This is a genomic window from Kitasatospora sp. NPDC041917 (assembly GCF_055589745.1).
The window spans coordinates 273445-293301 of record NZ_JBVJBI010000005.1 but is presented as its reverse complement, the minus strand read 5'-3'; the positions used below and the strand labels follow the sequence as shown (position 1 = coordinate 293301).

Here is a 19857-nt window from a genome sequence, read left to right as displayed (position 1 = left end):
TACGGGTCAGCGCCGGTACTTGCGCAGTTCCCTCCGGGCCAGCGAGCGCTTGTGCACCTCGTCGGGGCCGTCCGCCAGCCGCAGGGTGCGGTTGCCGGCCCAGAGCTGGGCGAGCGGGGTGTCCTGGCTGACGCCGGCGGCGCCGTGGGCCTGGACGGCCTTGTCGAGGATCCACTCGACGGTGCGCGGGGTGGCGATCTTGATCGCCTGGATCTCGGTGTGCGCACCGCGGTTGCCGACGGTGTCCATCAGCCAGGCGGTCTTCAGCACCAGCAGCCGCAACTGCTCGATCCGCACCCGGGACTCGGCGATCCAGTCCTGCACCACGCCCTGCTCGGCCAGCGGCTTCCCGAACGCCACCCGCTCGTCGGCCCGGCGGCACATCAGTTCCAGCGCCCGCTCGGCGATGCCGATGGCGCGCATGCAGTGGTGGATGCGGCCGGGGCCGAGCCGGGCCTGGGCGATGGCGAAGCCCGTACCCTCCTCGCCGATCAGGTTCTCCACCGGGACGCGGACGTCCTCGAACAGCACCTCGGCGTGGCCGCCGTGGTCGGCGTCGTCGTACCCGAAGACCGTCATGCCGCGCCGCACGGTCACGCCCGGGGTGTCGCGCGGGACGAGCACCATGCTCTGCTGCCGGTGGGGTTCGGCCGCCGGGTCGGTCCTGCCCATCACGATGAGGATCCGGCAATCGGGGTTCATCGCCCCGGTGATGTACCACTTGCGGCCGTTGACGACGTACTCCTCGCCGTCCCGCTCGATCCGGGTGGCGATGTTGGTGGCGTCCGAGGAGGCCACCTCGGGCTCGGTCATCGCGAAGGCCGAGCGGATCGCGCCGTCCAGCAGCGGGCGCAGCCAGCGCTCGCGCTGCTCGGCACTGCCGAACTGGGCGAGCAGCTCCATGTTGCCGGTGTCGGGCGCCGCGCAGTTGAGCGCGGGCGGGGCCAACTGGATGCTGCGGCCGGTGATTTCGGCGAGCGGGGCGTACTGGAGGTTGGTCAGGCCGGCGCCGGGCTCGCCGGGGAGGAAGAGATTCCAGAGCCCCTGCTTGCGGGCCTCGGTCTGGAGGTCGGCGACGACCGGGGGGACGGCCCACCGGTCGCGGGCCGGGTCGGCGAGTCGGGCCGCGAGCTGGGCGGCGAGGACGGGCTCGGCGGGGTGCACGTGCTCGTCCATGAAGGCGAGCAGCTGCTCGCGGAGCTCGTTCGTCCGGGCGTCGTAGGCGAAGTCCATCGGGTTCTCAGCTCTCCTTGAGGGTGCTCAGGCCGTACCGGGCGAGGATCGGGGCCATCTCGCCGGCGCGCTCGAAGCCGGCGCCCAGGGTGCGGCCCTGCCGGAAGCGGAAGTGGATGCCCTCGGCGACGGCGGCGAGCTTGAACGAGGCGAAGGCGACGTACCAGTCGAGGTCCTCCGCCCGGCGCCCGGTCGCGTCGGCGTAGGAGGAGACGATCTCGTCGGGCTTCGGGAAGCCGGGGGCGGTCATGGCGGAGGGGATGATGCCGCCGCCGACGCCGGCGAGTTCGGTGTACATCACCAGCAGGCCGACGTCGGTGAGCGGGTCGCCGAGGGTGGACATCTCCCAGTCCAGGACGGCGGCGATGGTGTCGTCCGCGTCGACCAGGACGTTGTCGAGCCGGTAGTCGCCGTGCACCAGCGCGGGCGCGGGCGAGACCGGCAGCCGCTCGGCGAGCCCGGCGCGCAGGCGGTCGAGGTCGGGCAGGTCGCGGCTGCGGGAGGCTTCCAACTGCTTCGACCAGCGGCGCAGCTGGCGCTCCAGGTAGCCCTCCGGGCGGCCGAAGTCGGCGAGGCCGACGGCGGCCGGGTCGATCCCGTGCAGGGTGGCGAGGGTGTCGACCAGCCTGCGCCCGAGCGCGTGCACCCGCTGTTCGCCGAGGGCGGCCAGCGGGGCGGCGTCCCGGTGGGCGGTGCCGGGGACGTACTCCATCAGGTACCAGGGGGCGCCGAGGGTGTCGGTGTCCGGATCGAGCAGCAGGGTGCGGGGGACGGGGACCCCGGTGTCGCGCAGCGCGGTCATCACCCGGTACTCGCGGCCCATGTCGTGCGCGGTGGCGAGGACGTGCCCGAGCGGCGGGCGCCGGAGGACCGCGCGGAAGGCGCCGTCGCTCAGCACGTACGTGAGGTTCGAGCGGCCCCCTTCGATGAGGTCGGCCCGCAGCGGCCCCCGGCCCCGGCCCTGGAGGATGCCGGGCAGCTCGCGGTCCAGGTGGGCCCGGAGGCGGGCCAGGTCCAGGCCTGGCGGGTCGACGGGGGTCTCGGCCATCGGGCGGCTCCTCGGGGAAGCGGATCATTGACTAAGCGCTTGCTTAGCATTCAACCGCAGGAGGCCCCCTGTCAATGCCGCGAACCCCCGCGCCGCACGGCTCCGGGGTCCGATCGGCGCGGGGGCCGCCGGCGAGGCCTGCTCATCACGCATCCGCCGTGCGACACAAGGGAGTTGCTCGCCGGCCCCTCCGCCACCGCGGTCGCACCGGCCCCGCCTCGACAGAGGTCGATCAAAAGTGTTCTGATGATCACTTCCATCGATCGTCTTCTGAACACCGCCTGATCGAAGATCAGAGAAATGGGGTCCGGTGAGGACTGCTCGCGGCTCGGCCATCCTGCTGGCGATGGGGGTCCTCGGGACCTCCGCCCTGGCGACGGGATGCTCCGGCACGCAGAGCAGACCCACGGCCGCCACCGGCACCACCCCGTCCAGCCCCGCCCCGAGCGCCACGACCGACACCCCCGCCCCGCCACCACCCGCCCCCACCCCCACTCCCACCTGGGACGGCCAGGTCAAGGTGCTCGGCGACGGCTCCACCTCCTACACCGGCCCGCAGCCCAAGCAGCCCACGCCCGAGAAGCTCAAGCCCGGCGAGAAGCCGCCGCAGTTCGTCGTCTTCTCCTGGGACGGCGCGCTGGAGGGCGACGATCGCATGTTCTCCCGCTTCCGCAAACTCGGCGTCGAGAACAACGCCCAGATGACCTTCTTCCTGAGCGGCCTCTACACCCTCCCCAAGTCCAAGAGCACGCTCTACAAGCCACCGCAGCACAAGCCCGGCGACGCCTCCATCGACTACGCCACCGACCCCCACATCAAGGACACCCTGGAACAGCTGCGCCTCGCCTGGCAGGACGGCAACGAGATCGGCACCCACTTCAACGGGCACTTCTGCAACGCCAAGGGCGGCGGCGAGTGGAGCACCGAGGAGTGGAAGAGCGAGCTGGACCAGGCCGTCTCCTTCGTCACCAACTGGAAGACCAACACCGGCTTCAAGGACGTCCCGCCCCTCCCCTTCGACTACACCAAGGAACTGGTCGGCGGCCGCGCCCCCTGCCTGGAGGGCCAGAAGAACCTGCTGCCGGCCGAGAAGGCGGCGGGCTTCCGCTACGACGCCAGCTCCCCGGGCGAGTTCCAGGTCTGGCCGGTGAAGAAGGAGGGCATCTGGAACTTCCCGCTGCAGATGCTCCCCTACCCCGGCAGGTCGACCCAGAGCCTCTCGATGGACTTCAACTTCCTGGCCAACCAGTCCGGGAACACCACCAACGGCGACCCCAAGAAGTACGACACCTGGGAGAAGGAGACCCGCGAGAGCTACCTGGCCGGCTTCGAACGCGTCTACAACGGCAGCCGCGCCCCGCTCTTCATCGGCAACCACTTCGAGTCCTGGAACGGCGGCATCTACATGCAGGCCATCGAGGACGTGATGAAGAACGTCTGCAAGCGCGAGGGCGTCCGCTGCGTCTCCTTCCGCCAGGTCGCCGACTGGCTCGACGCCCAGGACCCGAAGGTCCTCGACCAGCTCCGCCAACTCGACCCCGCCCAGCCGGCCGAATGGTCCCGCCTGGTCAAGTGACCGGACGGGACCGCTCCCCGGGGTCGGCCCGGCCGCCGGGCTGCCGGTAGGAAGAGGCGCACCCCCGCCGTTCGGGGCGTGGGGGCGCCGGCCGGGTGCGTGTCAGCTTCGCCGGATGGGGCGGCGTGGGCGGCCGCCGGGAGCTGATCGCACGGATCATGCTCGGCGCGGGGCACGGCCGACCCGCGCCCCGTGGACGGCGCGAGGGCGCCCTCCCGGTCGCCGCGGGGCGGCCGGGAGGGCGCCCTGTCGGACGCGCGGGCGGGGCGGAGGCGTCAGCCCCAGTTGCCCACCAGCGGGACGTCGCCCGGGTTGCCGAACTTCTTGCTGTAGATCACCAGGTCGGAGTTCTCGGCGGCCCCGTAGAAGCTCTGGTCGCCGGGCCGGTAGACGCCGATGGTCTCCTTGCCGGTGCCGTCCCAGTCGCCCTTGACCGGGATGTCGCCGGGGTTGCCGAACCTGACGCCCGGGCGCGGGTGCTCCGTCCGGTTGGAGTCGTTCAGGTAGAAGGTCTGGGTCTGCGGGTCGTAGACGCCGACGGTGGTGGTGCCGTTGCCGTCCCAGTCGCCGACCAGCGGCTTCCAGCCCTCGTTGCCCAGCTTGATCCGGTACGTGATGGTGGAGTTGTCGTCGGACAGGTAGAAGTACTGGTCGCTGGGCCGGTAGACGCCGACCGTGGTCCGTCCCTGTCCGCTCCAGTCGCCGACCAGCGGGATGTCGCCGGGGACCCCGAACGGGAAGGTGGCGGCCACGGTGGCGTTGTCGTTCGACAGCTGGAAGGTCGAGGTGTCGGGGTGGTAGACGCCGATGGTGTCGGTGCCGGGACCGTTCCAGTGGCCGGTCAGCGGGACGGCGTCGCCGCCGGCGCCGAACCCGGTCCGGCCGGTGTACCGGCCGTTGTGGGCGGCCTCGGCGAAGCCGGCGTCCGACGGCCGGTACACGCCCACCGAGGCGGGTGCCGGCGTGGGCGTGGCGTTGACCACCGCGCTGCCGATCCGCTGCTGCGCCGCGACGGTCAGCGGCACCTTGGTCGGCTGGTCCGGGCCGAGCCAGCGGAAGTTCTGCAGGTAGACGACCCGGGGGTCCTGCGCGGCGATCGCGCGGTACTCGGCGTTGTACGCCGCGATGTCCGCGTCGGTCCTGCCGGAGTAGCAGCCGTCGGCGACGCCCTGCTCGTTGGTGGACTCCGGGAAGAGCATCAGGTGCTGGTCGGGCGAGGAGAGGAAGGTCTTCAGGTTCGCCAGCCGCCACTGGATCTCGCCGCGGCCCACGCAGTAGTAGTCGAAGCCGACGATGTCGACCTCGGGCGGGATCGGCGCGCCCTGCTCGGCGTTCCAGCGGTCGAGGCTCATGATCAGCGTCTTGTCCGGGAACGCGGCCCTGATCTGCTGGGCCTGCGTCTTGACCTGGTCCTCGTGCAGGCCGTGGGAGTAGGCCTCGTCCGTCATGTCGACGGCGGCGATCTTGTCGATGTTCGGTCCGATGCGCTGCACCAGATCGAGCAGGTTCTGCGCGGCGTTCGGGTTCGGGGTGACCTGCCAGTCACCCGGCGAGCGCGGGATCACCGTCTCCTGGTTGAGGTCGATCACGCAGGAGGCCGGCAGGCACTGGTCCAGGAACTCCAGGCGGGGGTCCTGGTCGCGCAGGTAGTTGTTGAAGTTGGTCCACTGCGCCACCTCCGGCGCGTGGTTGGCGCCGTAGTTCGGCTCGTTCGGGTCCCGGATGTCGAAGAACCCGTAGTAGCCGAGCCCGCCCAGCATGGAGACCCGCAGGTCGTCCACCGTGGTGACCCGGCCGGCCGCCGAGTGGTGGGCGCCGAGCGAGACGTAGCCGTCGCGGGGCAGCTGGGCGGCGGTGCGGCCGGAGAAGACCGTCGCGCCGTTGACCCGCACGGTCGCCTGCTGCTTGTCGCCGGTCCTCAGCGCGACCGACACCTCGTAGGAGCCCGCCGCCGGGACGGCGGTCAGGGCGGTCGGCGTGCCGCCCTGGAAGAGCGTCAGCCCGCCGTCGGCCTGGACGCGCAGGCCGAGCGCGACGTCCTCGGCGTCCACGGCGCCCGTGCCGCCCGAGGCGTTGCTGACGGCGAGGGAGGCCCAGTCCTGGCCGGTGGTGGCGCCGACGACCGGGGTCAGGACGGCGTGCACCGTGTAGGCGCCGCTCTGGACGTCCGAGGTGGCCGGCTTGTTCAGGCGCACCGCCGAGGTGCCCTTGGGGAACGACAGCACGTTCGGCTGGGCCGGGCTGTTGACCTGCACCGAGCCCGCCGGCGGGTCGAGGGCCAGGCCCTTGACGCCGGAGACGGCGGTGTAGTCGGCGGAGATCAGGCTCGGCTGGCGGGCGCTGAGGTCCTGGTTGAGCCCGAAGTCGGCGGTGGCGTTGGGCGCGCCGTCGAAGGTGTCGACGAGCGGCTTGGCGCTGCGGGTGGCGCTGGTGTCGATCCGGCTGACGTTCAGGCCGTGGCCGGCGCCGTCGCCGAAGGTGGTGACGCGGTTCGGGTCGGAGAGGTAGGCGCCGAGGTAGAGGAACTCGCTGCCCGGCCAGCGGGTCACCCCGGCCGGCGCGGAGACGGTGAACGGGGTGCCGTTCACCGTCAGGGTGACGGCCCGGTCGGCGCCGGTGGAGACGGTGAGCGCGACGGCGTACTGCGCCGTGGGTGCCACCGAACCGGTCCAGAAGGGCGTCTCGCCGCCCCCGCCGTGGAAGAGGGCGAGCTCGCCGCGCGAGTTGACGGTCAGGCCGAGGTCGACGTCGCCGCCGGTGACGTAGCCGTTGCCGCGGTGGCTGCGGCTCAGCACGATCGAGCCCCAGTCCTTGCTGGTGGTGTCGCCGACGACCGGGTCGATCACCGTCGAGACGGTGTAGTGGCCGGTGCCGTCCGCGACGGCCGGCGCGCCCAGCATGACCGCGGAGACGCCCTTGGCGAACAGCAGCTTGTTCGGGTGGTCCGGGTGGCTGGTCTGGACGAACCACTGGTCGGGCGCGACCGAGGTGTCCCAGCGGCCGGAGACCCGGGTGTAGGAGATCCCGTGCTGCTTCTCCGGGGGCGACTGCCGGGCGTCGATCCCGACGTTCAGCCCGTACATCGGGTCGGTGTCCTGGGACGGGTCCAGCCGGAAGGTGTCCGCGAAGGCGCGCGTGGTGTCGAGGTCCACCGGCGTCGGCCCGGACCCGTCACCGGCCGGTGCGGCACCGGCCGGTGCGGCGCCGGCCGTGGTGGCGCCTGCCGTGGTGGCGCCTGCCGTGGTGGGGGCGAGGCCCGCGGGCAGCAGCGCCAGCGCGAGCGCCGAGGCGCCGGCCAGCAGCCTCCGGCGCAGGCGTTGAGTGAGTATCACCGAGTCTTCGTCTTCCGGTCGTCGAATCGGCGGCGCGGGCGTGCGTCGCCGAAGGGAGCGGACACGGCTGTTTCGTACCAGCTCGGCGCACTTCCCCCCGGGCTGGGATCATAGGGGGTGGATACGAACGGCCGTACCACAACCCCGCTCCGGCGGGCGGTCGTTCGCCCCCGACGTCACGGGAGGACGGCGACGGCCGGCGGCAGGTGGCCGACGGGCAGGCGGGGGTCGGCGCGCAGCCAGTGCGGGCCCGTGGTCCAGCCGAGGAGCACCCGGCCCGCCCCCTCGTCCGCCGAGCCCCCGGCGGCGGCCCGGCGCAGGCCGGTCAGGGCCGGGGCGAGGCGGGCGGCGACGTGCGCGGGGTGGCGGGCGGCCTCCGCGTCCAGGCCGGCGATGGTCCGGGCCCGCTCCTCCGGTGCGCACAGCGAGAGGTGGAAGACCATCTGCCGCCACGCGTACGCCGCGTCCTTGATCGCGGCGAGCGGGCGCGGGTCGCCGTGGACGCGAGCCGTCCGGCGGCAGACGGTGGTGAAGGCGCGGCGGGCGAGGTCGTCCCAGCCGGGGCTCGGGCGGATGCCGACACGGTCCACCAGGACGGCGAGGTTGTGGGTGGTGAGGATCTGGGCCTGCTCGACGACCTTGCCGTTGGCGGCGACCGACCGGGCCGGGCCCGGCCCGGCGCGCCCCGTGCACAGCTCGGCGAACCGCGCCGGCCCCGCGTCCGCCGTCGCGTCCGCCGTCGCGAGCCCGCGCAGCGCCGCGTAGTCGATGCCGTAGTAGCGCTCGTACAGCGTGCCGCCGAGCACTTCCGCGGCGACACCCGCCGCCGCGAGGAACTTCGGCGTGAACCTGCCGACGAAGATGTCCGCCGCCAACTCCTCCACCAGCGGCACGTCGAGCCCCGACTGGCGGGCGAGCACCGCGAGTTCGCGGACGAGCGCGTTGGGCAGCAGCGTGCCGGGGAACGCCTGGACGGCCAGTTCGCCGAGCCGGCGCAGGGCGGTGAGCGCGGGCCCGCGGCCGTCCTCGTCGGAGCGGTGCGCCGCCACCGCCCGTACCCAGGGCAGTTCCTCGACCCGCACCTGTGCGGCGAGGTTCAGCAGGAGCAGCGAGCGGCGGTTGCGGAACGCCCGGTAGTTCGCGGCGGCGAGGGTGCGCAGCGCCGCGTCCGGACAGGCCTCGACGCCGGTGGCGGCGACGAGTTGCGGGACGAGTTCGGCCAGGACTTCGGCCGAGGGCACGACGCCGCGCTCCACCAGGGTGCCGATCGGGGCGCTCAGGGTGGCTTCCACGGGGTGGCGGACCGGCGCGGGAACCGGGGTGCCCGCGAGCAGTCCGGTCTCCGCCGCCTCGGCGGCGGTGACGTCGGCGACCAGCGGTCCGACCTCGGCGGCGCCCGTCTCCTGGGGCTGTACGGCGAGCCGGCGCAGCACGAGCTGGGCGAGGTCGTGGTACGAGGGCCGCGCCGCCTGGACGGCCTGGCGGGCGCGCAGTTCGGTGTGCGCGGCCGATCCCGGCCGGCCGCGTCGGCGCACCATGGAGTCCACCGCGTGCCGCAGCAGTCCCAGCCGGCGGGCGTCCAGCGGCCGGCCGGCGACGGCCTCCTCCAGGGCGCCACGCAGGATGCCGAGGTTCTCCTTCGGGTCGCGGTGCTTGGTGCAGCGGGTGTGGGCCGCGGCGAGTTCCCCGTACTGGCGCAGCAGCAGCGCGCCGCGCTCCCGCCAGCGGCCGTCGGGTACGCCCGCCGGTATCCGTCCGGCGTCACCGGCGGCCTCCGGGTCGGTGGTCTCCAGCTCGACGGCCTCCGGGTCGACGGCCTCCACGCCGGTGGCCCCCGGGTCGACGGTCTCCAGCCAGTGGGCGAGCAGCCGGTCGCCGAAGGGCTGCCAGACGGCGAGGGCCTCGCGCTGCGCCTCCACGGCGGCGTTCGGCCGGCGGCCGACGAGGGAGTCGACGGCGTCGCCGATGGTGTGCCGGTGCACCGCCTCGGGGTCAGGTGCGGGCAGCGCGGAGGGCCGGGGAGTGAAGCGCAGCCGGGAGGCGAACGGTTCGAGGGTGTCGACGAGGTCGAGCGCGGCGGCCGTGTCCCCGGCCCGGACCAGCCAGGCGACCGTCAGCAGCGCCGCCTCCTCGGGCACCGCGACCTCGTAGCGGCCGCTGTCGAGCAGCTCGTTCAGCCGGGCCAGGCCGGGCTCGGTGAGGCAGTGGGCGAAGAGGGCCCGGCGGTCGGCCGGCACCCCGGCGAGGGCCGCGGCCTCGCGCTCGTACGGCTGGAGCGGCCCCTCGGCGCTCGCGGCGGAGGTGGCGAAGCCGCCGCGGACGACCTCGGGCGTCACCCAGGCGGGCAGCCCCGGGAGCGGGGTGCGCGAGCCGACGGCCGACCGCCCGGCAGCGGCACCGGCGAGCACGGCGCGCCAGCGGTCGGCGCGGGCCGCGGCACGGCGGCGGGTCTCTCCGTCGGAGTGGGTCAGCGCGGTGAGCAGCGCCCGGGCCAACTGGTGCTGCGGGTACGGCACGGACACCCCGGCCCCGGTGGAGTGCTGCTGATCAGCGTCGTCGTCCATAAGCCGACGTGGCAGGTTCCGCCCCTGCGCCCTCCGGGTCTCAAGCCCGGTGCTCTCCTGCTGAGCTACACGCCGTCGGGCGTGACACTAGACGTTCGGCCCGCGCGGACACAACGCGCTTTCCGTCACCGCTCCTGCACCCGCAACGGGCGCACCTGCGGCCGCCGCCGGAACGGCCGTGCTCCCGAACGGCCGTGCTCCCGAACCTCGTCGGCATGGGGCTGCAGTCCGCCCAGGACACCGCGCAGAGCGCCGGGTTCTTCCTCCTGACCCTCACGACGCGCTCGGTCGCGACCGCAACCAGATCCTGGACCGCAACTGGAAGGTCTGCGCGCAGAACCCGGCCCCGGGCAGCCACCCCACCGGCACAGAAATCGACATGGGGGCGGTGAAGCCGGAGGAGAACTGCCCCGCCCAGGACCAGGGCGCCAACGGGCCCGCCGAGGCCGGATCCACCATGCCCGATTTCAAGGGCAAGGCCGTCTCGGTGGTACGGGATTCGCTGCCGGGCAACACGTCCCTCGGCACCAAGGACGCCGGCCCGAGGAACCGCGCCGTCCTGGTGCAGTCGAACTGGCAGGTGTGCGGCCGGGATCCGGCTCCGGGCGCCGCCCTCACCGGTCAGCCGGTCAGTGTGACGGCCGTGAAGTTCGGCGAGACCTGCCCGTGGCGGCCGGGCCCACCGGAATGCGATCGATCGTTTTCGGTCAGGTACAGAAATCCACCGATGAGGATCTATCAGCGGCCCGATCACCGCCACTAGGGTGCGGCGCATCCCCGTTGTTACGCCCTCCCGCGCCGTGCCCACGGCGGGGAGACGACCGATCGGAACGGTGTCGCCGTGACCAGGATCCTCCGCAAGCTGATGACCCGCACGGGACGGGCCGCCGCCACGGTCGCCGTCCTCGCGACCGCGCTCACCGGCACGACGGCCGCCGGCACGGCCTCCGCGGCCGGCGGCTGGAGCTGCTCCGGGGCGCCCGTCCCGGCCGGCTACGTCATCACCATGTACAACGCCGGCGGCTGCGACAACCACGGCTCGTGGTACCAGCAGCCCGCCCAGAACCGGCTGTGGACCTGCTCCGGCTCGCCCATCGTCTCCGGCTACGTGCTGACGAACTACGACGTCAAGGGCTGCAGCGGCGTCGGCGCCTGGTTCCACGAGCAGGTCCGCAACGGCATCTGGACCTGCCCGTACTCGCCGATCCCGGCCGGCTACCGCAGCACCACCTACGACGCCCGCGGCTGCAGCGGCCTCGGCGCCTGGCTCACCGTCAAGATCTGAGCACACCCGTACGGCGGCGCCCCCTCCACCGCGAGGGGGCGCCGCCGTACGAACCCGTCGGCAGCCGAGGAGTCCGCCTGCTCCGGCCTGCACCAGCCGGTGCAGGCCGGAGCAGGCCGGAGCAGGCCGGAGCAGGCCGGAGCAGGCCGAACACGCCTTCAGGTCCAGGGGGCGACGCAGTCTCCGGCGGCAACGCGGCACAGCCTCGACCGTCAGGCGGCGAAGGCGGCGAGGAGCTTGTCGGTGAGGCGGTCGAGGTAGTCGGGGGCGGTCGCCGTGTGGACGACCGCGAGGCGCCAGTACAGCGGGCCGGCGAGGAAGTCGAGTGCGAGCTCGCGGTCCACATCGGCGGGGAGTTCGCCGCGGTCGACCGCCCGTTCCAGCAGGCCGGTGGCCTTGCTGCGGCGGGTGTCGCGGACGGCGGTCATCAGCACCTGCGCCAGCTCCTGGAGCACCGGCCCGCCGGGTGTCCGGCGCGCGGGCTGCTCGGAGGGGCCGGGGGTCGCGGGCCGGGGCGCCCAGCGGCTCGCCTTCCGCCCGGACTGGGAGGCCGTGGTGACCCCGGTGGTCGACTACGCGCTGACCCGCCCCGAGATCGCCGCCGACGGGCTGGTCCTGTTCGGCTACAGCCTCGGCGGCTACCTGGCCGCACGCGCCGCCGCCCACGAACACCGCCCGGCCGCCCTGGTGCTGGACGACGGCCTGTACAGCTTCGGGGAGGCCCACGACCGGTTCATGCCGCCGTTCCTGCGCGAGTGGATCGAGGCCGGCCGGGACGACCTCGTGGAGCCGGTCATGGCTCTGCTCATGCAGGCGAGCACCCAGTTGCGCTGGGCCCTGCGCAACGGGGTGTGGACGTTCGGCGCCGCATCGGTGGCGGACTACATCCGCCGCACCGCCGACTACACCCTCGACGGCGTCGCCCAGCTCATCGACTGCCCCACCCTCGTCCTGGACGCCGAGAACGACCAGTTCTTCCGCGGCCAGCCCCAGCGGGTCCAGGCCGCGCTGACCTGCCCCCACACGCTCGTCACCCTGACCGAGGCCGAGGGCGCGGGCGCACACTGCCACATGGGCGCCATGTTCCGCTTCCACCAGACGGTCTTCGACTGGCTGGACACCACCCTGGCGCGGGCAGCCGGGCCCGCGAGCTGACGGGCGCGCCCACCGGCCGACCACTCCGCGCCGACCCGGCCCGCCCCGCCCCGCGCCGACCAACCGACCGACCCGACCACGCCCGCGGGACACCCCCGCGGATGCGCCTCCGGCCGGGTCCGTCCCCTGCGCGAACCCGACCGGCCGCCCGTGCGGCGCGTACGGGACGGGCGCGTCGACCAGGCCTGCGGCCGGATACGGGTGCGTCTGTCCTGTGCGTGGAGATCGATCGTAGGCAGCCGGGCCTTACCGATCGCTTACCGATCCCCGGCCGCTCGCCATCGCCACCCCGCGCCACCCCGCACCGCCTACCGGATGTCGCTCAGCTCCCGCGCCTCCTCCAGCACCCGCGCGGCCGACTCCGGCAGCCCGGCCGCCTGGTACGCCCGGCCGAGCGCGCGCAGCGCCTCCGCCAGGAAGGAGCGCCAGCCGCGGGCCCGCCACACCAGCACCGACTCCTCCAGATGCGCGACCGCCGAGGCGTGGTCCCCCGCCGCCAGGTCCAGTTCCCCCAGGATGCCGAGGGCCTGGGCGAGGTGGTGCCCCAGGTCGAACCGGCGGGCGATGGCCAGTGCGGCCTCCGCCGTCTCCCGGGCGCGGCCGTCGCCGGTGGCCGCGTACAGCATGGCCAGGTAGAGCAGCGAGAACGCCTCCACGTAGCGGTCCTTGAGGCAGCGGGCCATGGCGAGCGAGTGGAGGAGCAGCTCGCCGGCCCGCTCCACCTGGCCGGCCCGGCCGTGGGCGGCTCCGAGGAACTGGATGGCGGTCGCCTCGAAGCGGGTGTTGCCGATCAGCCGGGCCAGCCGCAGCGTCTCGGTGAGGTGCTCGATCGTGCGGTCGAGGTCCGTCTCCCCGTGGGCGATGGCGATGATCTGGTGTGCCCGGGCCTCGCCGCCCGGGTGGTCGTGGGCGGTGGCGAGGTCCAGGGCGCGGTGGCCGGCCTCCAGGGCCTCCTGTTCGCGGCCCTGGGCCACCAGGCTCCAGGCCGTCAGGACGAGGGCGTCGGCGGTCCCGCGTTCCTCCCCGACCTGCTCGAACAACCCCTGCAGGTGCCGGGCGCGGGCCTCCAGCGCGACCATCGTCTCGGTGCCGTCCTTCAGGTCGACGGTCGTCCCGGAGTCGTCGGCCGGGGTGGTCCAGGTCGTCACCTCGATCAGGCCGCGGGTGAGCACGGCCGCGCCCAGGGCGTCGCCGGTGGTCCGGCAGGCCTGGAGGACCGTCAGGTGGGTGGTGCGCCAGTCGTCGTACAGGCCCCGCACGTCGCAGTACTTCTCCTGGCAGGCGGCGAGGTCCCACGCCACCGGCACCATGCGCAGCGCGGCGGCCTGCCGGGCGCTCGCGTTCAGGGCCGGCTGCTCGGCGTCGAACCAGGCCATCGGGTCGTCCAGCAGTGCCGCCGCGACGCCGGACGGCATCGGGTGGCGGGGTGCGGTGCCGTGGATCGGCGCGAAGCACGGCCCGGGCACCTGGTCGGCCGCCTGCTCGGCCAGCCAGAGCCAGGCGCCGAAGGCCCGTTCGAGCGCGGCGGTACGCGCGGCCGGTTCGTCCGCGGCCTCGGCGTGCTCGCGCGCGTACAGCCGGACGAGGTCGTGGAAGCGGTAGCGCAGATGCGGCTCCGTGCCGGTCTCCTGCAGGAGTTGGGCGTCGATCAGCTCCTCCAGCTGCCACTCGGCCTGCTCCGGCGGGATGCCGGCCATCGCCGCCGCGGCCCACGGCGCGAAGTCGGGCGCGTCGAGCAGTCCGAGCAGCCGGAACGTGCGGCGGGTCGGCTCCGACAGCCGGGCGTAGCCGACGGCGAAGCCCGCCCGTACGGCCAGGTTCCCCGCGGCCAGCTCGTCGAGCCGTCGCCGTTCGTCGCGCAGCAGGTGGGCGAGCCGGGCCAGGGTCCGGCGCGGCCGGGCGGCGAGGCGGGCCCCGGCGATGCGGACCGCCAGCGGCATGCCGCCGCACAGCTCGACGATCTGGGCGGCGGCCACCGGTTCGGCGGCGACCCGCTCGTCCCCGAGGATGCGGCGCAGCAGCGTCCCGGCGTGGGGGGCGTCGAGTTCGTGCAGGTCGACGAGCCGGGAGCCGGGCAGGGCGGTGAGCGCGGCGCGGCTGGTGACGAGGACGGCCGGTCGGGCACCGGGCCGGTTGCCGGACCCGTCGCCCGGCCGGTCGTCCGCAGCCGCCGGTGTGCCCGGGAGCAGCGGGACGATCTGCTGCTCCCCCGCGGCGTTGTCGAGGAGGACGAGCGTGCGGCGGCCTGCGAGCAGGGTGCGGTACAGCGCGGAACGCTCCTCCAGGGAGGCCGGGACCTCCCGGGGGTCGGCGCCGAGGGCGCGCAGGAAGGCGGCCAGGACGCCGGCCGGGTCGGCGGGCGTCTCGTCGGCCCCGCGCAGGTCCGCGTAGAGCCTGCCGTCCGGGTAGTCGACGGCGGCGAGGTGGGCGGTGTGGACGGCCAGCGCGGTCTTGCCGATGCCGCCCATGCCCGCGATCACCGGCACCCGGCCGGCCGCCAGGGCGTCCAGCACGATCCGCACCTGCTCGTCGCGTCCGGTGAAGTCCGGGACGTCCCGGGGGAGTTGGGATGGCACGCGGGCGGGCCCGGGGTCCGGCCGGGCGCCCTCCCGGTCCTGCGCCAGCAGCGCCAGGAAGACGTTCCGCACCTGCTCGCCCGGCTCGATCCCGAGCTCCTCGGACAGCCGCCGGCGCAGTGCCTGGAAGCGGCGCAGCGCCTCGGCCGCCCGGCCGTCCGCCGCCAGCAGCTCCAGCAGGGCGGCCTGCAGGGGCTCGTCGAACGGGTACTCCTCGGCGAGCGCCGTCAGGGCGGGGACGGCGGTCCGGGACGCTCCGGCGGCCGTCGCGGCCCGGGCCAGCGCCAGGGCGGTGGCACGCACTTCGTGCTCCACGGTCGTGACCAGCGGGTCCTCGCGGTTCACCCGTTCCAGCCCGGCCAGCACCGGGCCGCGCCGCAGGCCGATCGCCCCGGCCGGGTCCCCGTCGGCGGCGAGCCTGCGGAACCGTCCGAGGTCCACCGCGTCCGGCCCGGTCACCAGCCGGTAGCCCTGCCCGTCGGACTCCAGCGCCACCGCCTCGTCCCCGAACCGCCCGAGCCAGGTGCGCAGCCGCGACATCCCGGTGTGCACCGCGCCCCGGCCGACCCGGTCCGACTGCTCCGCCCACACGAGGTCCAGCAGCCGCCCCACGGGCAGCCGTTCCCCCTCCGCGAGCAGCAGGGCCCCCAGCAGCCCCCGCAGCACGGTGGCCCGCGGCAGCGCCTGCGGCACGGCGTCCACATCGACCGTCAGGGGCCCCAGCAGCCCGAACGTCATCTTCATCCGCTTCAGTCCCTCAATGCTCACGACCGCACCGAGGCCCGCCCCGCCGCCCGATCGGGTGGCGCCCACCGACCTCGGCACGACCCTGACACTAGTCCGGGCACTGATCAACAGCGGCCACCGGCCCTGCGGTCCGCCGCCCGGCACCGCACCTCGGCGGTACCGCACCTCGGCGGTACCGCAGCTCGTCAGTACCGCAGCTCGTCAGTACCGCACCTCGTCAGTACCGCACCTCGTCAGTACCGCAGCTCGTCAGTACCGCACCTCGACGGTCGCTCCGGCGGCTCGCAGCTCGGCCGCCACGGCCTCGGCGAGGTCCGACGTCACGTCGTCGAGGACAACCGCGGGCAGCCGACCGAGCAGGGCCTTGCCGTGCCACAGGCTGAGCCCGGTCCGACGCCTGACGGCCTTCGCGACCTCCAGCACGCGCGGCCCCGCATCGGTCACCACGACGCGGATGGGCCCCCCGTCACAGACCAACTCGACGTACCCGTCCGCCGCCACCGCTCCCCCGCCCCCAGCCGTTGTCCGGAGAATGGACACTGCCGCGACGCCCGGTCGACCGGAATTCGCCCGGTCCGCGGGCCGGCCCGACCGGACGTCGGCTGCGGGGACCGTACAGCACGGTCCCCGCGGCGGCCCGGCCTACTGCCCGGTGGCCGTCTTCATGTAGGCGGTCCAGATCCGGGCCGGCACGGTGGCGTCGGAGGTGTCCGGGGTGGCGCCGCCCAGGCCTTCGAGGGAGAGGAGCTTCATGTCCTTCAGGTCCGCGCGGAACACGGTGACCGCCGTCGACAGCTGCCCGTTGTAGCCGACGAACCAGCCCGCCGTGCGGTCCGCGGTGGTGCCGGGTTTGGCGGCCAGGTTCGGGCCGGCCTCCGCCGCCGGCTTGGCGGCCCCGTCGCGGACGGAGCCCTTGAGTGCCGCGTCCACCTCGCCCGCGACCGCCGGGGTGAGTGCCTGGGTGACGGCGGGCAGGCGCAGGGGGAGCTGGACGCCGTTGCGGGAGATCCTGAGCACCGAGTACGGGTCGGTGTGGGAGCCGCCGGCCGCGAAGGCGGCGTACGCGTCGGCGGTGCGCAGGGCACTGGGGGTGGAGTTGCCGACGCCGAGGGCCGGTACGAGTTCACCGAGGCTGTTGGGGAGCAGGCCGAGGTCGGTGGCGGTCTTCTGCACCTTGTCCAGGCCGACGTCCATGCCGAGCTGCATCAGCGGCCCGTTGACGGACTGTTCGACCGCGTTCCGCAGGGTGACGCTGCCCCAGTTCCGCTTGCCGTCGTTGGCGGTCTTGACGATCTTCCCGTCCCGTCCCCAGTACGGCCCTTCCGGGGTCATCACGTTCACCCCGTCGTCGCCGTTGTAGGTGGTGGTGGGCGCGACCGGGGTGCGGTCGCCGCCGCGCCGGCGCTGCACTCCCTCGCCGAGCCCGGCGGCGTACACCACCGGCGTGAAGGCCGAACCGATCGGCACCGTCGTGGTGTTGGCGTTGTTGAAGCCCTGCTTCAGGTAGTCGGGGCCGCCGTAGAGCGCGACGACCCGGCCGTCCGGGGCCAGCGAGGCGGCGCCGACCTTCAGGAGCTTGTCGGACTCCCGGTTGTCCGGGTCGATCCCCGCGGTGCCCTGCTGGACGGCGGCGACCAGGGCGTCGACCTTCGGCTTCTCGAAGGTGGTGCGGATCTGGTAGCCGCCGAGGTCGAACTGGGCCGGGGTGATGTCGCTGTGGCTCTCCACGTAGGCGCGGGCCGTGTCCACCAGGTACCCGATCTGGCCGCTCAGCCCCGCCGACTTCGGCTGCGGCTTGGGCTCGGGGAACACCGTGTACCGGGCGCGCTCGGCGGCGGACAGCTTGCCCACCTCCACCATCCGGTCCAGGATCCAGGACCAGCGCTCCTCGGCCCGTTCCCGGTTCGCCGCGCTGATCGCCGGGTCGTACTGCCCGGCGCCCTTCAACAGGGCGGCCAGAAAGGCGCCTTCGCTCGGGTCGAGTTGGGAGACGTCCTTGCCGTAGTAGGCGGCCGCGGCGCGCTCGATGCCGTAACTGCCGCGCCCGAACCAGCTGGTGTTCAGGTAGCCGGCCAGGATGTCCTGCTTGCTCATCCGGTCGTCCAGCTTGATCGCGATGGCGATCTCGCTGAGTTTGCGGGACATGTCCTGACGCTGGTTCAGGTAGATGTTCTTGACGTACTGCTGGGTGATGGTGGAGCCGCCCTGGGTGTCGCCGCCGGTGACCATCTGGACGACGGCACGGCCGATGCCGGTCACGGAGATGCCGGGGTCGGTGTAGAAGGTCTCGTTCTCGGCGGCCAGCACCGCCCACTGCACCGGCTCCGGCACCTGGGCGAGCGGCACCTCCTGCCGGTTGGTCGGGCCGATCCGCGCCATCTCGGTGCCGTCCGCCCAGTAGTAGACGTTGTTCTGCTGGGTGGCGAAGGAGTTGAGGTCCGCCGGGACGGCGGTGTTCGTGTAGAACCAGGCCAGGCAGCCCGTCAGCGCCGCCGCCCCGGTCCCGGCCACCAGCATTTGCTGCCGCCAGGAGGGGAGCCAGCGGCGGACTCCGCGCCGTCCGCGGCGCGGGTAGTCGATCCGCAGGAACCGGCGCAGGGGCGAACGCGGGGAGGCGCCCGGGTCCGGGGACCGGCACGGGTCCGTTGACCGGCTCGGGGACGGGCCCGGGGAGTGGTCCGGGGACGGACCCGGGGACGGGCGCCTCCCCCGGAGCGGGCGCCACGCCCGTAACGGCCTCCGACGCGGTGGGAAGCGCCACCGTCGCCGCCCGGGCTTCTCCTCTTCGGCGGCGCTGTCTTGCTGGGCACGCACAGTCCGGTCTCCGATTCGCTCGTGGGCGTGATCCTCCGTACACATAGACGCGGTGGGAACATCAGTACGTATGCCTCGCCTTGGTGTGATCATGGTCATACTCGGTGCGGTGAACCGGGGCGCCCGGGCCACGGACGGCGGGCGGACGGCAGGGGGACGGACGGCCGACGGCCGACCCGCGCGGGCACCGGTCCGCGACAGCCCCGGCGTACCGCCAGAATGACGCCATGAGGATGATCCAGACCGCCCTCGGCGCGATGCTGCTCCTGCTGATCGTCGGCAGCATCCTGCGCACGCTGGTCGTTCCGCGCGGGCTCTACTCGTCGCTGGTGATGCGGCTCTGGCGGATGCTGCGCGGGCTGCTGCGGCTGGTCGCCGGACCGGGCCGCGGCTACCACGCGCAGGACCGGGCGCTCACCTGGCTGGCGCCGCTGGTGCTGCTGGGCATGCTCGGGGTGTGGCTCAGCTGCATGCTCACCGCCTACACCCTGCTGCTGCACGGCACCTCGGAGCTCAGCTGGTCGGTGGCCGTGCGCGAGGCCGGGTCCAGTCTGTTCACCCTCGGCTTCGCCAGCGGCGACCGGCTGCACCTCTCCGCGATCGACTTCCTGGCCGCCGCCAGCGGCCCGCTGGTGATCGCCCTCCAGATCTCCTACCTGCCGACCCTCTACGCCGCCTACCAGCGCCGCGAGACCGAGGTGACGCTGCTGCAGTCCCGGGCCGGCGAGCCCGCCTGGGGCCCCGAGCTGCTGGCCCGCCAGTCCCTGGTGGACACCGAGACCGCGCTCCCCCAGCTCTACCGGGACTGGGAGCGGCTGGCCGCCGACATCGGCGAGAGCCACTCCAACTACCCGGTGCTGCTCTCCTTCCGCTCCCCGCAGCCCAACCGCAGCTGGGTGGTCGGACTGATCGCCGTGATGGACGCCGCCGCCCTGCACCTGGCGCTCTGCCCGCGTTCGGCCCCGCCCGAGGCCCGGCTGGTGCTCCGGGCCGGCTTCACCGCGCTGCGCGACATCGCCCGCTCGCTGCGGATCGACTTCGACACGGACCCGGACCCGGACATTCCGATCCGGCTGACGTACGCCGAGTACCTGGGCGCCGTCGCGATGATCACCGCGGCCGGTTTCCCGCGTGAGCGCCCGGTTGAGGAGGCCTGGGCGCACTTCCACGGCTGGCGGGTCAACTACGAGGCCCTGGCGTACGAACTGGCCCGCCGCAGCGACGCCGTCCCGGCGCTGTGGACCGGCCCGCGCGACTTCCGCGCCCCGGTCATCCCGCCGGCCCGCCCCGCCGACCGCCGGCCGTCCTCGGCCCCGCCGCCGGCCGGGCCGTCGCTGCCGCCGGTGCCGCCGGTGCCGCCGGTGCCGCCGGTCTGAGCGGTCCACTGCGCGCCGGCGCCCACGGCATCGGCCTGACCATCGACGTCCCGGACGAAGCGCTGATGGCCCTCTCCCTGGACGCCGACCACCCGCTGCCCGCAGGCACCGTCCGCTACGCCGCGCCGTTCGGCATCCGACGGACGACGCC

The 19857-nt window shown here is 73.9% G+C and carries 13 protein-coding genes, 1 tRNA gene and 1 pseudogene; 6 read left to right on the top strand and 9 right to left on the bottom strand.

Annotated elements, in window-relative coordinates; all coding sequences use genetic code 11:
• Nucleotides 1-6: 6 nt before the first annotated feature.
• Together ACZ6EM_RS08590 and ACZ6EM_RS08585 are read right to left on the bottom strand one after the other, a co-directional pair.
• On the bottom strand, nt 7-1233 hold the full coding sequence (locus tag ACZ6EM_RS08590; RefSeq protein WP_401055649.1) for an acyl-CoA dehydrogenase family protein: 1227 nt from the start codon (nt 1231-1233) through the stop codon (nt 7-9).
• 7 nt (nt 1234-1240) lie between these two features.
• Nucleotides 1241-2281, bottom strand: a complete 1041-nt coding sequence (locus ACZ6EM_RS08585; RefSeq protein ID WP_452180598.1) for a phosphotransferase family protein — start codon at nt 2279-2281, stop codon at nt 1241-1243.
• A 310-nt stretch (nt 2282-2591) separates the two neighbouring features.
• Between ACZ6EM_RS08585 and ACZ6EM_RS08580 the strand changes: the two genes are divergently transcribed.
• The gene (locus ACZ6EM_RS08580) at nt 2592-3857 is read left to right on the top strand and encodes a polysaccharide deacetylase family protein (protein WP_452180597.1); all 1266 of its coding nucleotides are present in this window, start codon (nt 2592-2594) and stop codon (nt 3855-3857) included.
• A gap of 275 nt (nt 3858-4132) precedes the next feature.
• Here ACZ6EM_RS08580 and ACZ6EM_RS08575 read toward each other — a convergent pair whose 3' ends face one another.
• The 3 genes from ACZ6EM_RS08575 to ACZ6EM_RS08565 all read right to left on the bottom strand — a co-directional run bounded on the left by ACZ6EM_RS08575 (nt 4133) and on the right by ACZ6EM_RS08565 (nt 9828).
• Nucleotides 4133-7189, bottom strand: coding sequence for a hypothetical protein (locus tag ACZ6EM_RS08575; RefSeq protein ID WP_465772079.1), 3057 nt, complete (start codon nt 7187-7189; stop codon nt 4133-4135).
• 176 nt (nt 7190-7365) lie between these two features.
• A complete protein-coding gene (locus tag ACZ6EM_RS08570; protein WP_465772078.1) occupies nt 7366-9753 on the bottom strand; it encodes a hypothetical protein in 2388 nt (795 codons plus the stop codon).
• 3 nt (nt 9754-9756) lie between these two features.
• Nucleotides 9757-9828 (bottom strand) — tRNA-Ser (locus ACZ6EM_RS08565).
• A 304-nt stretch (nt 9829-10132) separates the two neighbouring features.
• On the opposite strand from ACZ6EM_RS08565, the gene ACZ6EM_RS08560 reads away from it, so the two are divergent.
• Complete coding sequence (locus ACZ6EM_RS08560; protein ID WP_465772077.1) at nt 10133-10516, top strand: PASTA domain-containing protein; 384 nt, start codon at nt 10133-10135, stop codon at nt 10514-10516.
• Between the two features lie 78 nt (nt 10517-10594).
• Complete coding sequence (locus ACZ6EM_RS08555; protein ID WP_465772076.1) at nt 10595-11038, top strand: hypothetical protein; 444 nt, start codon at nt 10595-10597, stop codon at nt 11036-11038.
• Nucleotides 11039-11250: 212 nt separating this feature from the next.
• On the opposite strand, the gene ACZ6EM_RS08550 is transcribed toward ACZ6EM_RS08555, so the two are convergent.
• Nucleotides 11251-11493 carry a TetR-like C-terminal domain-containing protein gene (locus tag ACZ6EM_RS08550; RefSeq protein WP_465772075.1) on the bottom strand — a complete coding sequence of 81 codons (243 nt, stop codon included), beginning with the start codon at nt 11491-11493 and terminating at the stop codon, nt 11251-11253.
• On the opposite strand from ACZ6EM_RS08550, the gene ACZ6EM_RS08545 reads away from it, so the two are divergent.
• On the top strand, nt 11429-12193 hold the full coding sequence (locus ACZ6EM_RS08545) for an alpha/beta hydrolase family protein (RefSeq protein WP_465772074.1): 765 nt from the start codon (nt 11429-11431) through the stop codon (nt 12191-12193). The genes ACZ6EM_RS08550 and ACZ6EM_RS08545 overlap by 65 nt on opposite strands.
• Before the next feature lie 308 nt (nt 12194-12501).
• Here the strand turns inward: ACZ6EM_RS08545 and ACZ6EM_RS08540 are convergent, their stop codons facing one another.
• From ACZ6EM_RS08540 to ACZ6EM_RS08530, 3 genes are all read right to left on the bottom strand, one after another.
• Complete coding sequence (locus ACZ6EM_RS08540; protein ID WP_465772073.1) at nt 12502-15537, bottom strand: ATP-binding protein; 3036 nt, start codon at nt 15535-15537, stop codon at nt 12502-12504.
• A gap of 228 nt (nt 15538-15765) precedes the next feature.
• Nucleotides 15766-15960, bottom strand: a complete 195-nt coding sequence (locus ACZ6EM_RS08535) for a ribosomal protein L7/L12 (protein ID WP_465772072.1) — start codon at nt 15958-15960, stop codon at nt 15766-15768.
• 198 nt (nt 15961-16158) lie between these two features.
• On the bottom strand, nt 16159-18033 hold the full coding sequence (locus tag ACZ6EM_RS08530) for a transglycosylase domain-containing protein (protein ID WP_465772071.1): 1875 nt from the start codon (nt 18031-18033) through the stop codon (nt 16159-16161).
• A gap of 524 nt (nt 18034-18557) precedes the next feature.
• On the opposite strand from ACZ6EM_RS08530, the gene ACZ6EM_RS08525 reads away from it, so the two are divergent.
• Nucleotides 18558-19706 carry a hypothetical protein gene (locus ACZ6EM_RS08525; RefSeq protein WP_465772070.1) on the top strand — a complete coding sequence of 383 codons (1149 nt, stop codon included), beginning with the start codon at nt 18558-18560 and terminating at the stop codon, nt 19704-19706.
• A gap of 11 nt (nt 19707-19717) precedes the next feature.
• Nucleotides 19718-19843, top strand: a pseudogene (locus ACZ6EM_RS08520) (GNAT family N-acetyltransferase); the annotation flags it as partial.
• Nucleotides 19844-19857: the final 14 nt, after the last annotated feature.